Consider the following 14075-nt stretch of genomic DNA (forward strand, 5'->3'; position numbering starts at 1 on the left):
ACGGATTTACAACATCGACACGCATAGACGTGAATCTTCGCATGTGTGATCGTGTGCGCGCCTTCTGCCCCGCGGCCTGCCGACCGGGGCTGTCTGTGCTGTCCTCAATCCGCTTGGTTCCCACGGGAGTAGACCGCCGTGACCGCGCCGCCCCGATATCCCCGATATCTCAGCCCATTCGTGCGCACGCGCACGCGGCTGTCACTGACCCTCGGCCTCGTGCTGGCCGCCCTGACCGCCGCCCTGCTGCCCTGGTGGCACCCCGGCGGCACGACCCCCACCACCGCGAGCGGCGCCACCGACGCCACCCCCGCCTCGACCGGACCGCGCGACGAGGCCGCCGCCGTGAGGGAGGCCCTGCGCACCCACAAGCAGGTCCTGGTCGACACCGCGACCAGCGCCACCTCGCTGACCTGGGCGCTGCCCAACGGGCAGTTCAAGACCCGGGTCAACGCGGCCCCGGTCCGGGCGAAGAACGCCGCGGGCCACTGGGCCCCGATCGACAACACCCTCAAGCGAACGGCCAAGGCCTCCAAGGACCTTGGCATCGCGCCGGTGAACGCGGCCGTTCCGCTCCGCTTCGCGAGCGGCAACGCTCCGCATGTCCGCGCCGACCGCTCCTTCGCCCGCGCCGAGGCGCCGGGCGAGACGCTGCTCGCCGAGGTGGAGCTCGCCGGCCACACCATCGCGTACACCTGGCCGGGCCCGCTGCCCGAGCCGGTGCTCGACGGCCCCCGCGCCCTCTACTCCGAGGTGCTGCCGGGCGTCGACCTGCTGCTCGTGGCCCGCGAGGAGGGCGGTCTGGCCCAGGCCCTGATCGTCAAGACGCCCGCCGCCGCGCACAGCAAGGCGCTGGCCACCGTCTCGTACGGGCTGCGCGCGGACGACGTCACCTTCGCCCGCGACGACAAGGCCCAGCGGGTCCGGATCCTCGACAAGGGCGGCAAGGAGATCGGCTCGGTCCCCACGCCGTTCGCGTGGGACTCCAGCGGCCGTGACCCCGAGCTGCCCGGAGGCACCGAGCACCGCACCGCGGCCGGCGCCCCCGCCGAGGTCCTGAAGCTCTCCGGCCTCACCGGCGTCGAGCCGGGCGCCCAGTCCGCCCCGATGACGATGGGCCTGGACGGCGAGGGCACCGGCACCGTGCACCTGAAGGTCGGCTTCGCCGCGACCGGCCTGGCCGACCGCAAGGACGTCACCTACCCGCTGTTCGTCGACCCGTCGCTGAACCCGGGCTGGCAGGCGTGGACGGTGGCCTACAAGCCGTACCCGAGCACCAGCTTCTACAACGGCACCAACTTCTCCTCCGGCACCTCCGACGCCCGCGTCGGCCACGAGAGCGACACCGGCGGCACCGCCCGGTCGTTCTGGCGCATGGACTGGGACAGCAAGATCAAGGGCGCGGACATCACCTCCGCGACCTTCAAGGTGCTCAACAACCACTCCTGGTCCTGCACGGCCCGCGAGTTCCAGCTGTGGCGCACCGGCGCGATCTCGTCGAGCACCACGTGGAACGCCCAGCCGAGCTGGTCGGACGAGATCCAGCGCAAGTCCTTTGCGCACGGCTGGTCGACCTCCTGTCCGGACGACTACGAGGCCTTCAACGTCAAGACCGCCGCCCAGTACGTCACGGACAAGGGCTACTCGACCCTGACCCTGGGCATGCGGGCCACCAGCGAGTCGGACGTCCAGACCTGGCGCAAGTTCAGGGCGACCTCCGCGGTTGTCGAGGCCACGTACAACCGCAACCCGAACGAGCCCTACAGCGGCACCTCGAAGCCCGGCGGCGTCTGCACCCCCGGCCCCGGCAACGGCGTGACGGTCGGCAAGACCAACATCACGCTGACGGTGACCGCCAAGGACCCCGACAACAACCTGAGCAAGGTCCGCTTCCGCTTCTGGAAGACCAGCGGCACGGTCCCGGCCGGTGACTACGTCTCGTTCGCCGCGACCGGCGACACCAAGTCGTTCACCATCCCGGTCACCGACCCGCTGCTCAAGGACATCACGACCAACACCACCTTCTCCTGGGACGCCATGGCCCAGGACGCGGCGGGCGCGACGTCCACCAACTACCCGCCGGGCACCGAGCCCTGCCGCATCACGGTCGACCCGAGCGGCCCCTCGCAGCCCATCGTCACCAGTGACACGTGGCTCCGGGCCACCTCGGACGGCGCCACCTGGGCGACGGTGAACTTCGGCCAGACCGGCCCGATCACCTTCGACTCCCCGGGCGCCGTGAAGTTCACGTACGCCTGGGGCGGAGTCAACGCGCAGCCGATCAACGCCGACGCCAACGGCGTCGCCACGGTCCCCAACCTGGCGCCACTGAACGCAGGCCCGAACACGCTCCAGGTCTACGCCTACGACAACCTGGGCAACGCGAGCGCACGGACCGACTACACGACCTACGTCCCGCCGAAGAACACCGCCGACGGCCCCGGCGACGTGGGCGGCGACGGCACGCCCGACCTGATGGTCATCGACAGCACCGGCGTCCTGCGCACGTACCCCGGCCAGCCGGACGGCGAGCTGTACGGCCAGCTGACCTCGTCCTACACCGTCGGCGCCGACGGCAAGTCGACGCTGACCCCGCCGGGCCACTGGTACGACGCGACCAGCGGCAAGGCGGCGCTGATCGCGCACTACGCGGACGCCTACCCGGGCGACGGCACCACAGACCTGTTCGCCCGCACCCCGGACGGCGGCTTCTGGCTCTACCCGGGCGACGGCTATGGCTCCTTCGACGTCGGCAAGCGGATGAAGGTCCGCCTCCCGTCGAACACGCCCGCCCCGTCCACCTGGGACACGCTCAAGGCCGTCGGTGACATCACCGGCGACAAGATGCCCGACTTCACCGTGAAGGCCGGCACCGCCTTCTGGATCCTCTCCGGCTACAGCGGCGGCAGCATCCAGACGGCCACCCTGGAGGAGGGCACCGCCTGGGCCCGTCGTGACATCGTCAACCTGGCCGACATGAACAAGGACGGCACGCCCGACCTGCTCTGGCGGAACCTGGACAACGGCACCATGTACCTGCGCCGCGGCAAGCCCGGCCCGGGCACGAACAGCGTCGACCTCAACTCGATCGCACTGGCCGCCAACTCCGTCGCCGGCGACGAGTCCTTCGGCACCAACTGGACCGATACCAACGTCAAGTACGCGATCGGCATCCCGGACATCAACAACGACCAGATCCCGGACATCTGGGCTCTGTTCCCCTCGGACGGCCACATGGCGATCTACAACCCGTCCACGACGAACACCAACCTTCCGGTGAAGACCGTCATCGGATCCGGCTGGAACGACAAGCTCGCCTTCGGCTGATCCGGCAACACTTCGGCCGGTACGAGGGAGCCCCCGGCGCCAGAGCATGGGACGCTGTTGGTTAATTCGGGTCCTGGCTACTTCGCCCCGTCGATCATGTGGTCGGCGGGGCGAAGTGCTGCGAAGTGGCGGGTGCGGGTGCGGGCTCGGGGTGTGCCGGTGAGGTGGGCGTCGATGCGGGCGAGGTTGATGGCGGCGCCGGTGAGCTGGTGCTGGAGGCTGGTCTTCGCCAGGCCGCGGCAGCGCGATCGGCGCAGGGCGCAGCGCTGGAAGCCTTGCGAGATGGTGCCCTCGACTCCGGCACGGGTCTTGTAGCGGTCCTTCCAGGTGTCGGTGTCTTGGTCGGCGCGGGCCTGGCGGAGTGCTTCGTGTTCTTCGCGGACGCAGAGGGGCTCATGCCGGCGATGGCCGTGTTCGCTGCGGGCCTGAAGAAGGACGGCGACACCACCGAGCCGAAGGCCGGGATCAAGCTTCCGCAGCAGGCCGCGGCGCGGCTTGAGCGGACGATGGCCAACCTGCCCAACTTTGTTGGGCGCATCGTGCCCGGCTTCATGTCCTACGCCCCGGACGTCCAACGGCTGGAGGAACTGTCGGACCGGCTCGTACTCGCCGGCGGCGAGGACTCACGCGGCGAACTGCCCTACCGTCCGGCCGCTTTCCTGGCCGAGCGTCTCAGCACGGAACTCTGGCACTTCCCCGGCGGGCACACCGGCCTGACCACGCACCCCGCCTTCGGCGAACTCCTCCGGAAGGCCTTCCGAGCCTAACTGGCTCTAACAAAAGCTGTTGATCATGTGACTGACGGCCCGCTGGATCGTTGGTGTGGTCGTGGGGAAGAGACAGTGGAGTACCTGCCTCAGGAACTGGGCTTCGGCTCCGGCATGTGGAGGAACCCGAGGTATGGGTCGAGGCCGACCTGTTCGAGGGCGCCGTGGACGAGGCTGCGGAGGAGGCCGTAGGTGAAGGAGCGCGCCGCGTTGACGGGGTCGGTGGACGGGCGCCGGCTCAGTGGGCAATCACGCGGGCGGACGGCAGCGAGGTCCTCGGGCGGATAGCCCTTCGCTGAATGGGCCTTCACCACGGCCTTGCCGGGTGTGCGTACTGGGTCCTTGCCAAGGGCGTGATCACCCGCTTCGTCCCTGTCGACCGCCCCCTTTTGCCGCCGACGGCATGCTGGTGGGCCCGAACGACGGTGGAGTCGACCGACACCAGCCAGTCGACGTCGCCGGCCGCGTCCTTCTGCGACTGGACGGCCCGCAGCATGCGCGAGCACGTCCCGTCCAGTGCCCACCTGCGAAAACGCGTGTACAAGGTCTGCCAGGAGCGTTAACGGTCCGGCACATCACGCCAGGCTGATCCGGTCCGCAGCTTCCACACGATGCCGTTCAGTACCAGCCGGTCGTCCGAACGAGGCCGGCCCGCAGTTCCCGAACTCGGCAACAACCGCGACAACACAGCCCACTCGGCATCCGAAAGCTCATGACGACGCACCATGACCAGCATGATCTCTCATCACCTGAACACCTTTGAAGACGATCTTTAGGGCTCTGGTGCTGCCCCCGGTAGATCGGTCGGCCCAGCTAGTGACAAGTTCTCTGCTCTTCGTGCGGCTGGTGGCAACAAGCGTGCCGATCCGGTGACAACAGCGGTGCTTCGTCCGATCGGAGCGGCAGGTCGGTGGGCGCTCGCGGTGACACCTGGCATGCGTCGGCACACTCGTCGGATCTTCTTGAGTATGTGGACTTGCGGCACATGCCGGGGTGACTGCGGCGCAGCGGCGGTGGGACGGTGTGGCTCGGCGGGGTTGCGGAGAGGGAGTGCCCCCGTGGGCGTGCGAACGGCTGTTCAGACCAGCCGCTTATGTCCCCAGATGATGAGGAAGGCCACGATGCCGGCGGTCAGGGCGAACAGAATCGATGCTCCGAACCACTGCATACTGCTCATCTGTGAGATGGGGATGTAGTCGATCGACGCGCCGACGATGTCCGCTTTCTTCATGCACGACGTGGTCGCCTCCTCCGACAGCGTGTCCGTACACGTGGTCAAGTCGAAGAGTTTCCCGCTGCCGCTGACATACGAGGTGTCGAGCACGTGCGCAGTACGGGGCACCGACGAGGGGAAGGTGATCGTAGTGCCGGGACTGACCGGCTTGCTGGTGGCTGTGACGACATCGCCGAGCGACAGCTTGAAGTAGCCCCAGACGGCCTGGAGGGCGACGGCGAATCCGAGGGTCACGACCATGGCCGCCAGCGTGCGGCGCAGCACCACACCGATCAGCACCCCGCCGAACACGCAGAGGAGGGAGAGGGCGACGGGCACCGGACCCGTTGTGTTGAAGAACTCCCGGGAGGTCCAGTCGACGTCCGCATAATGGAGCTTGATGGGGCTCCACCACCAGGCGAACACCGCCGACAGCGTGACCGTGGTCACCGTCACCACCAGCCCGGCCAGCCCCAGCTTCGTGGCCAGCCAGCGGTTGCGGCTCACGGACTGGGCGGCGATCAGCTTGGCCGTGCCGCTCTCCAAATCGCTCGCGAGCAGCGGGGCGCCGAGGAGGACACCGAGTATGACGGGTATCGCCGTGAGGCCGGTGGTGACGGAAGAAAACGCGCCGACGTACGGATCGAACTGCTTTCCCGCGTCGTCGAGGCTCTTGGCGGGAAAGCCGTAGGCATCGAGGAAGTCCATCATCTGGCCGCGCTGGTAGATCATCCAGGCCACGCAGAGCACGGTGGCGGCGAGGATGGTCCAGAACGCGGCCCGGTGCTGGCGCCAGACCAGCCAGGTCATACCGCTGAGGCGGGGGCGCCGGGTGGCCTTCGTGGTCCTCGTATTCCCGGCCCCATGCCTGGGTCGATTCGTGGTTGCGTTCATCGTCCGGTTCGTCGTCCCGTTCTTGCCGTCGGTCGAGGAGCTGGTGAAGGTGCTCATGCCGCCACCGTCCCGGCGCCGAACGTGCGGCCCTGCACCTGGGCGGTGGGAGTGATCAGCGGCGGTGCGTCGGGGGAGCGGAGGTAGGCGAGCAGGAGTTCCTCCATGCTCGGGGCGGCCATCTCCCAGGGGCCGGTGACCGGGCCTTCCGGGCGGATGAGCGCGGTGAACTGCCGTCCGCTGGTCCGGGACTCGACGAGGGTGTGGTAACCGAGGGCGGCGGGCAGGCCCTCGCCCTCCCATGCACCGGTGACCACGGTGTGCACGGTCATCAGGTCGTCCACGTCACCGGCGAGGCGCACTCCACCGCCGGAGACGACGACGAGGAAGTCGCACACGTTGTCCAGTTCAGCGAGGACATGGGTGGACATGAGCACAGTGGTGCCACGCTCGCCCGCCTCGGCGAGGAGGGTGCCCATGAGTTCGTGGCGCACGACCGGATCGAGGTCCGACATCGGCTCGTCGAGCAGCAGCAGGTCGGGGCGCTTGCCGAAGGCCAGAGCCACGGCGACGCGGGTGCGCTGGCCGCCGGAGAGGGTGCCGATCTTCGCGTCGAAGGGCACGTTGCCCGCGCGGACGATGTCCTCGGCGGCGCGCTGGTCCCATCCGGGGTTGAGCTCGCGCCCCAGCCGCAGGGTCTCCGCCACGGTGAAGCGACGGAACAGCGGCTTCTCCTGCGCGAGGAAGGCGGTACGCCGGCCGGACTCCACCGAGCCCGGCGCCTCGCCGAACAGACTGATCGAGCCCTGCGTCGGCTTCAGGACATGAGCCGCGAGATTCAGCAGCGTGGTCTTGCCCGCCCCGTTCGGGCCGACCAGACCGCAGATCCGGCCCGCCGGAAGCCGGAAGGTGCAGTCCCGAAGCGCCCAGCCCCGCCGATAGCGCATCCCCAGCCCGTGCGCCTCGAGCGCCGGCTCCCCCGCGTACATGACGTCACTCACCCGTGCTCCTAGTCGTCCTGGCACCCGTGGCCGCGGTGGCCCCGGGGGCGTACTGCTTTTCCAATGCCGACGCGACCAGCGCGGCCACGTCCTCCTGCTCCAGACCGGCCTCTGCCGCCTTCGACATCCACGCCATCAGCTCCCCGTACAGCGGCGAGTCGGTGCCCGTCTCGGGGCGGCCCAGCGTGCGGCGTACGAAGGTGCCCAGGCCCGGCCGCGGTTCGACCAGACCCTCGCGCTCCAGCTCGCGGTACGCCTTGAGGGTGGTGTTCGGATTGACCGCGCTCGTCTCGGCGACGTCCTTGGCGGTGGGCAACCGGTCGCCCGGCACCAAGACGCCCAGCCGCAGGGCCTGCTTGGTCTGCTGCACGATCTGCTGGAAGGCGGGGACTCCGCTCCGCCTGTCGATGCGGTACTCCACGGCCACCACTCCCTTCCATCATCATTCCACTAATCAAATAGTGGAATGATGATGGAAGGGAGTGGTGGCCGTTGTCAACGGGATCCGGGAATTGGTGCTGTCGAGGCCGTCCCAGGACTGAACGGCCGAGCTCAGCTCGGGCAGGGACAGGACCTCGTCCAGCACCTCGACGTGTACTTCCCCATGACCATCACCGTTACAGCAAGGGGAGTTCAGGAGCATGGACCCGCCCGATGGCCAAGACGGCCAGCTCTCGCAAGCACCCGCCTGGCCGCATGCCTGCGCTGCCTCTTTGCTCAACCTGTCCGTCTGGCCGACTGGGTGAAGGAGATCTGGCCCCCGGTGGCAGGATCGTGGCGGCGCTCGACGCCCGGCTCGTCTTCGAGGACGAAGCCGGATTCTCGACGACGGCGCCGACCACCCGCACTGGTCCCGCCGCGGCCACACCCCCGCCGTCCGCGTCCGGGGGCGCTCCCCCGCCGCCGCATATCGGTGGCAGCCCCCTGGCATAGGCGTTCTTGGTGACCAGCTCGTACGGCGCCGGCCTCTGCCCGGACACATCACTGCCCGACGACGGCCACGGCAGACTTCGCATCCAACGGCGGGTCCTCGGTCTGCCGCTGACCGTCACGGCGCAGCTGCGGCTGTCCGGCCGCACGGTCAGCGCAGTGCCGGTGGCGGCGTCGGTCGCGGCGCTCCCCGTGGACCTGGCGGGCCCGCGTGTCAACGATGCGTTCACCGGGCAGAGGCGAACCCTCCCGAAGCTGCCCGCAGGCCTCGAACCAACGGACGTCTCGGTGACCCCCGCAGGCGTGGTACTGCCCGCCCACGGCAACGACATACGGCCATCCAGGCGCCGCCCGGATGACGCCCAGATCGACGTCATGCGGCGCAGCGGTCGCAGTGGGTGCGCGGTGACGTAAGGCATGCGGGGCCCGGGGCAGCTGCCGCCGGCGGCGGACGCACCGCCCCCTCGGCAGGGCGCCTCGCGGGTTCCTCCGAGGCACTCGGCTGCGAAGCCGTCCGCTGCACACCGCGGCGGGCAATGCTTCTTCATCATCGCCTCAGACTTCACCGCGACGGCGACACCATCCCTGATCAACGCAAGGCAGATCAATTCGGCGCCCCGGGGTGTCGTTCCACTGCCGACCCGACTGCTGCCGCCGCCTGCCACGCACCCGGGCGCATGCCCGTCGCCTTGCGGAAGAACACCGAGAAGTTCGATGCATCCGGGAAGCCGGGCGTCTCGGCGCAGCGAGCCGCGGAGAGGCGGTCGTGCGCGAGGAGCCGTTGGCCTCCAGGACGATCCGGTCGACGATGTACGCCTTCGCGGTGCGACCGGTGACCTGCTGCATCGCTCAGGACAGGGCGCGGGGCGGGAAGCCCAGGGTACGGGCGTAGCAGCCGGCGGCGTGATGTTCCCGGAAGTGCGCTTCGACGCTGGAGCGACAACTGGAACACCGGGTGAGTGAAGCGTGCTTGGGCGTGCGGTGCCCGCAGCCGGGCGAGAAGAGCGGAGAGAAGGGCCTAGGGCAGCTCCGTGGCGTTCTCGGGGAGAGCGGACACCTCCAGCAGGAGATGGTCGCGCGCCTTGCGAAGGCCGGCGCGGTGACCGCCGCGGAGCTGATGACGACGCCCGCCCTCACCGTCCTCGCTAACGCCACGCTCGCCCAAGCGGCGCGAACCACTCGCGCGCGAAGGTCAAGCGGCTGCCTGTTGTCGACGAGATAGGCATACGTCGCGCAACGTGAAGCGGTCGTACTCGGCGAGAAACCACGGACGGGGAAGCCGTCGACCAGCTGCAGGACCGGCTGCGCCGCCGGACGGACAACGGTCCCTGACACAGCCGTTGGACGTGGCCGTAGATGATCAGACCTTGTCGGGGTGGTAGCCGCGGTCGACAGACGCGGCCCGCGGTGGCCGGGATCACCGGAACATGCACTATGCGGTCCGAGCCCCACGCCGGCGAGAACCCGGATCGCACGGCACTCCGGTGCGCGCATGCCACCTGGCCTAACGCACCGCGGTCACGGCATTGTCAACCTCCACCGGCAACAAGCCACGCCACGTTGTCTCACAGTAGCGCGAAACCGGACACACCCCCGCGTGTCAGGGAAGCGGAACTTCTCCCTTCCCGAAGGAAGGATGCCCAGACCCCGGCGGACGGCTGAGGCCCCCGACGCGGGGCGTCCGGGGCCTCGGTAAATCACTGGTCCGGTTCGTCAGTTGCGGGTCCAGCCTGCCGGTCCCACCCACACGGTCTGTCCGCCGCGCGTCGGGACGACGTCAGTGCGGGCCACGGCCTGGTAGAAGCCGCCGCCCGGCCGCTTGCAGAACAGGTTGGCGATGATGGTGTTGCGCTGTCCCAGCGCGACCTTGCCGTAGACCAGATCGTCGCCGAAGTCCCAATTGGTGCTCCAGAAGTCCGTGTAGGCCTGGATACCCGTGACCGACGCGTTCGGACAGTTCCCGAGCCACTTCGGGAAAGAGATGTACACCCAGCCGTAGCTGGCCGCCTGCGCGGCCTGCTGGCTCGCAGCCACGCCGCTGAAGGCCAGGCCAAGCACCGACAGGGCCACGGAGAGTTTCTTGAGTCTCGTCTTGAACATGCGCCCACCCCAGTTCGTCTTTGACCATCCAGTCCGGAGCGTGAGCTGAACAGCCCGTGTGTGCTCCGGAAACCTGATCATGGGGGGGTGCGGAGGTGATGACAGAGGTACCGAGCATTCCATAGGCTTCCATGACAATCAGTTCTATTTACCCTTACGCCACCAAGTGCTCTTCGCATTCACGTTTGCTCCATGTTCGAAAGGCGCTATGAATCGGCGGTACCCGCTGCTGCAGTGGAAGGATGTAGGCCATAGCCTTTCAGGCCCCTCGGTGCGTCGTCATGTTCGTGCGCAGCCCGGTTTCGTCCCCCCCCCCGCCGTCGCAGGGATGTTCCGCCGGGCGGGACGGTACCGGAGGTCCCGTTGAAGTCCTCCCCGCAGTAGCCAGAGGGATGCCGACAGCCATGGCGTGGAACCGCCGACGTCCACGGTGCGGCGTCCACACACACACGTCCCACCCCGTGTCCCCTGCGGCCGCACCCCGCCTGGCCAGGGATGCAGAACGTCCCGGCGTCCCGGAACGGCCGTCCGTGCCGGAGCGCGCGAAGGCGGACCAGCCGCTTACCCGTGCATTCTCGCTGGGGTGAACACCGGGGCACTCTGCGAGAGTTCCCGGTCCGTACGTATGGAGTATGCACAACCCCGCGAGCGGCTCCCTGCGCCGCTCGGCGGCACCGGACAGAAAGCGACAAGTTTGTGAAGGCCATGCGACTGCTGACCTTGAACACCCTCTACACCGGCGATGTCCCGGCCCGGCTACGTGCGCTCGGAGCGGCCCTCGATCGGTCCGACTACGACATCGTCTGCCTTCAGGAGGTCATGTACCGGCGCCACGCCCGGCTGATACGGCGTGCCGCTCCCGGGTACCGGTACGTCGCCTGCTCGGGCACGGTCCTGCTCAAAGGCGGCCTGGTGCTGCTGTCCCGGTGGCCGATCAGCCGATACCGCTTCGTGCGATACCCGACAACAGGTCCGGTGCGCGGCGAACTCCTCATGCGCAAGGGTGCCCAGATGGCCTCCGTCACCACCCCGGCCGGCGAACTGGCGGTCGTGAACACCCACTTGTCGGCCAACCACGACGATGACTGGTCGCCCACGAACCGGTACACACGGATCGCGGCCGGCGAACTGGCCCGGCTCGCCCCGCTGATCACGGCCATCGACCCGTCCCTGCCCGTCGCCGTGGTCGGTGACCTGAACCTCCCGCGCGACTCGAAGCCACTCATCGACTTCATCACCGCTGCCGGGCTGAGCGACGTCCTCGCCGGCGACACGCGTCCGACCTACCGTCCCACACCTCGATGGCCGTCACCGCCGGCCCTGGACCACGTACTGATCCGAGCCGCAGCCGGGGAGACACTGACCGGCAGCGCCGACCTCGTGTTCCAGGACAAGGTGACACTGGGCGAGGGACGCCGGGCCTACCTGTCCGACCACTACGGCGTCCGGGCGAAGTTGACCTGGTCGAAGTGACGCGCAGGCCGCCGTAGGTGGAGGGCACCGCCCGCGACGCTGTCCGGGTCACCCGTACGGGACTCCCCCACGTCGCGCCGTTCGTTCCTCGATCACCACGAACGCGATGAACGCCGAGGCGGTGACGGCGAAGGTCGTCAGGGTCTCGACCGAGGCCCAGCCCACCTCCCCGCCACGGATGAGCCCACCGGTGAGCGTGGCCACGGCGATGGTGAAGGCCGCCCCACCGGGTTCCGCTGAACCGCGCACGGTGGCCGGAGGGCCCGACGGGCTGGACGGGGGGTCGGTCGGCACGCACCACCCGGAGCGTCGTGGCGATGGCGACAGCGGCGATATCTGATCTCCGTCCAGGCGGCGCGATCGACTGCGCTGTCCGATACGGCGCGCACACCCCCGTGCCCGCAACGGCCCACCCGCCGGGCGCCCGCGGCGGGCTTGCCGCATGGCGAGTGGCCGGACCACGTCCACCCGCGCCCGATCCGCCGCCGGAGTCCGGGACGGACCGGCGGGACTTCGTGGGCGTTGCACGCTTGACCCGCCAGGGCGCTGCCTGCACAGTCGGGATGCGGCACGGTGGCAGCGCCGCATCCCTTTGCCGACCAGTCCCTGGTCCATGGATCTCGGACGGCACTGACGCCCAGGAGCGACCGGTCCGATGGTTTTCGATCTGGTGGTGATCGGTACCGCCATCACCCTGGGGCCCTTGCACAACAGCGCCTTTATCCTGCTGCTCTCCTCGCGGCGCGGCGTCCGTAAAGGTCTGATGTTCCTGTTGTCGTGGCTGGCGAACCTGCTGGCCGTGATCGCCGTCGTGGTGTTGCTGACCGGTGGTCAGCCCCCGGCCCACAACAGCGCTCCCTCGACCGCAGCGGTCGCCGCGAAACTCGCCATCGGTCTGGCGCTGGTGGCATACGGCGCGTACCGGCGGCGCCGGCCGCCCCAGCCGCACGGGCCGCCCCGTTGGGTCGCCCGGGTTGACGACGCGTCCTTGGTCACGGCAGCCGGTCTGGCATGGCTGCTGCAGCCCTGGGGACTGGTCGGGGCCGGCGCTGCGACAGCCGTTGACGCGAACCTCTCCACCACCCACGACTGGCTCGCACTGACCGGCTTCTGCCTCCTGGCCACCCTCAGCCTCATCGTGATGGAGATCTACGTCGTCTGGGCCCCTGAGGCCGCGAACGCCCGACTGAACGCCCTGCGGAACTGGCTGGGCGACCACCAGGAGCAGCTGATCGTCACCATCTCCCTCCTCGCCGGTCTGTGGCTGACGGCCGAGGGCATCTACGCGCTGGTCACCTGACGCGGGAGGTCCCCTGCTGAGATCACCCATCGGGCGTAGGTTACGAGGCGCGTCGGAAGCCGGTGGCCGGACCGATGACGCGAGGGCCGAACGTGTCGCGAACCCGGTCGGCCCGCGCGCATGAAGCAGGTCAGCCGTAGGATGCCCTGCGACTCGCTGGACAAACGAAGGAGCGGGCCCTGGCGACGGTCGAGAAGCTCAGCAAGAGCGCCCCCGCCTCGGCCACCTCTCGCTCGCTGCCGAATGCCCGCATGGTCCACGGCCCCACCGCGAGGAGAACGAGCACAGCCGTGAACGCCAGCGATACGGCGAGGAGCAACACCTGCCGTCCGATGACCGTCGCTCGTCGCGCCCAGATGGCGGGGTAGGTCGCGCAGCTCTCCAGCCGGATGAACTGCGTCTCCGAGTACGCCGCGAGGTAGTTGGGGTGGCTCGGCTTCGGCGATCCGTGGTCGGCCGTCGCCCGCCGGCACTCGCCGAGCCCGGCGACGAGTTCGTCGAGTTTGGCTTTGAGCGCGGCCACCCGTGTGTCGGCGTACGCCTGCGCGACGAGAGTGAGGAAGTGGCCGCCGAAGTGGCCGCGCAGATTGCCGTCGGCGGTCTCCCAGCCGCCCGGCGGCCGGGCGCCTCGTGTGTCGAGTCCGGCGTTGGCCCGGAAGACCGCCAGGATGCGGTCGACGGGATAGGCCCTGGCGAAGTCGAGCACTCGGCGGCACCTACTTGGTCCAGCGCGACCCCGAACGCGCCACCCGCCGCGCGAGTCACCGCCCTCAACGAGCCCGGCCATACCCTCACCCTCTACCCGACCGAAGACGCAGCCCGACCGCTCACAGACCAAATGCCCGGCGGGTCTCCGACGGCCCGCGGTCCCGCGGCGGGCCGAGAGGCGGCCCTCGCTCTCCCCGACGTCGGCCGGGGCGCGCGGGCCGAGGACCAACCCGACAAGCCTCGGTAATCGAACCGCCTCAAGGATTGCCGATCACCCTGTTCCCGGATCGTCACAAGACTCCCCCAAGACATGGCAAAGCCTCGGACGGGAGCGGACGCTTTGACCTTGCCTTGAGGGTTCGGTG

12 protein-coding genes and 4 pseudogenes are annotated in these 14075 nt (G+C 69.0%); 6 read left to right on the top strand and 10 right to left on the bottom strand.

From position 1 onward, the window contains the following. The first annotated feature begins 180 nt into the window (after positions 1–180). A complete protein-coding gene (locus BG482_RS00655; protein WP_107450274.1) occupies positions 181–3327 on the top strand; it encodes a DNRLRE domain-containing protein in 3147 nt (1048 codons plus the stop codon). Positions 3328–3404: 77 nt separating this feature from the next. On the opposite strand, the pseudogene BG482_RS40130 reads toward BG482_RS00655, so the two are convergent. After that, positions 3405–3746 (bottom strand): annotated as a pseudogene (locus BG482_RS40130) (transposase); the annotation flags it as partial. On the opposite strand from BG482_RS40130, the pseudogene BG482_RS00660 reads away from it, so the two are divergent. Next, a pseudogene (locus tag BG482_RS00660) lies at positions 3714–4094 on the top strand (alpha/beta hydrolase); the annotation flags it as partial. The pseudogenes BG482_RS40130 and BG482_RS00660 overlap by 33 nt on opposite strands. An 89-nt stretch (positions 4095–4183) precedes the next feature. On the opposite strand, the gene BG482_RS45915 reads toward BG482_RS00660, so the two are convergent. From BG482_RS45915 to BG482_RS00685, 5 genes are all read right to left on the bottom strand, one after another. Next, complete coding sequence (locus BG482_RS45915) at positions 4184–4618, bottom strand: CRISPR-associated endonuclease Cas1 (RefSeq protein ID WP_370745729.1); 435 nt, start codon at positions 4616–4618, stop codon at positions 4184–4186. Between the two features lie 35 nt (positions 4619–4653). Beyond that, positions 4654–4830, bottom strand: a complete 177-nt coding sequence (locus BG482_RS45920; RefSeq protein ID WP_107450278.1) for a transposase — start codon at positions 4828–4830, stop codon at positions 4654–4656. Positions 4831–5172: 342 nt separating this feature from the next. Further along, on the bottom strand, positions 5173–6117 hold the full coding sequence (locus BG482_RS00675; RefSeq protein WP_256096137.1) for an ABC transporter permease subunit: 945 nt from the start codon (positions 6115–6117) through the stop codon (positions 5173–5175). Positions 6118–6254: 137 nt separating this feature from the next. Next, entirely contained in the window at positions 6255–7187 is a 933-nt protein-coding gene (locus BG482_RS00680) for an ABC transporter ATP-binding protein (RefSeq protein WP_069767035.1), read from the bottom strand. Positions 7188–7191: 4 nt separating this feature from the next. Further along, positions 7192–7629 (bottom strand): GntR family transcriptional regulator, encoded by a 438-nt coding sequence (locus tag BG482_RS00685; RefSeq protein WP_079141473.1) that lies wholly within the window; start codon positions 7627–7629, stop codon positions 7192–7194. A 512-nt stretch (positions 7630–8141) separates the two neighbouring features. On the opposite strand from BG482_RS00685, the gene BG482_RS43305 reads away from it, so the two are divergent. Continuing rightward, on the top strand, positions 8142–8543 hold the full coding sequence (locus BG482_RS43305) for a hypothetical protein (protein ID WP_069766813.1): 402 nt from the start codon (positions 8142–8144) through the stop codon (positions 8541–8543). 190 nt (positions 8544–8733) lie between these two features. Here BG482_RS43305 and BG482_RS44725 read toward each other — a convergent pair. Further along, positions 8734–9210: pseudogene (locus BG482_RS44725) on the bottom strand (helix-turn-helix domain-containing protein); the annotation flags it as partial. Between BG482_RS44725 and BG482_RS44730 the strand changes: the two are divergent. Next, a pseudogene (locus BG482_RS44730) lies at positions 9208–9356 on the top strand (CBS domain-containing protein); the annotation flags it as partial. The pseudogenes BG482_RS44725 and BG482_RS44730 sit on opposite strands and share 3 nt — an antisense overlap. A gap of 486 nt (positions 9357–9842) precedes the next feature. Here the strand turns inward: BG482_RS44730 and BG482_RS00700 are convergent. Further along, complete coding sequence (locus tag BG482_RS00700; RefSeq protein ID WP_069766815.1) at positions 9843–10229, bottom strand: hypothetical protein; 387 nt, start codon at positions 10227–10229, stop codon at positions 9843–9845. Between the two features lie 705 nt (positions 10230–10934). Here BG482_RS00700 and BG482_RS00705 point away from each other — a divergent pair. Beyond that, positions 10935–11702 (top strand): endonuclease/exonuclease/phosphatase family protein, encoded by a 768-nt coding sequence (locus BG482_RS00705; protein WP_069766816.1) that lies wholly within the window; start codon positions 10935–10937, stop codon positions 11700–11702. 48 nt (positions 11703–11750) lie between these two features. Here the strand turns inward: BG482_RS00705 and BG482_RS00710 are convergent, their stop codons facing one another. Beyond that, the gene (locus tag BG482_RS00710) at positions 11751–11951 is read right to left on the bottom strand and encodes a hypothetical protein (protein ID WP_141746510.1); all 201 of its coding nucleotides are present in this window, start codon (positions 11949–11951) and stop codon (positions 11751–11753) included. A gap of 406 nt (positions 11952–12357) precedes the next feature. Here BG482_RS00710 and BG482_RS00715 point away from each other — a divergent pair, with 406 nt between their 5' ends. Next, entirely contained in the window at positions 12358–13002 is a 645-nt protein-coding gene (locus BG482_RS00715) for a GAP family protein (RefSeq protein ID WP_069766818.1), read from the top strand. 130 nt (positions 13003–13132) lie between these two features. Here the strand turns inward: BG482_RS00715 and BG482_RS45925 are convergent, their stop codons facing one another. After that, positions 13133–13708 (bottom strand): beta-L-arabinofuranosidase domain-containing protein, encoded by a 576-nt coding sequence (locus BG482_RS45925; protein WP_069766819.1) that lies wholly within the window; start codon positions 13706–13708, stop codon positions 13133–13135. Between the last annotated feature and the right edge of the window lie 367 nt (positions 13709–14075).

It is taken from the genome of Streptomyces sp. LUP30, assembly GCF_001746365.1.
Classification (GTDB): Bacteria; Actinomycetota; Actinomycetes; order Streptomycetales; family Streptomycetaceae; genus Streptomyces.

Coding starts and splice junctions, on each gene's coding strand:
- BG482_RS45920 (WP_107450278.1), bottom strand. CDS start 4,830: ATGCTGGTCATGGTGCGTCGTCATGAGCTTTCGGATGCCGAGTGGGCT.
- BG482_RS00675 (WP_256096137.1), bottom strand. CDS start 6,117: ATGACCTGGCTGGTCTGGCGCCAGCACCGGGCCGCGTTCTGGACCATC.
- BG482_RS00680 (WP_069767035.1), bottom strand. CDS start 7,187: ATGTACGCGGGGGAGCCGGCGCTCGAGGCGCACGGGCTGGGGATGCGC.
- BG482_RS00700 (WP_069766815.1), bottom strand. CDS start 10,229: ATGTTCAAGACGAGACTCAAGAAACTCTCCGTGGCCCTGTCGGTGCTT.
- BG482_RS00705 (WP_069766816.1), top strand. CDS start 10,935: ATGCGACTGCTGACCTTGAACACCCTCTACACCGGCGATGTCCCGGCC.
- BG482_RS00715 (WP_069766818.1), top strand. CDS start 12,358: ATGGTTTTCGATCTGGTGGTGATCGGTACCGCCATCACCCTGGGGCCC.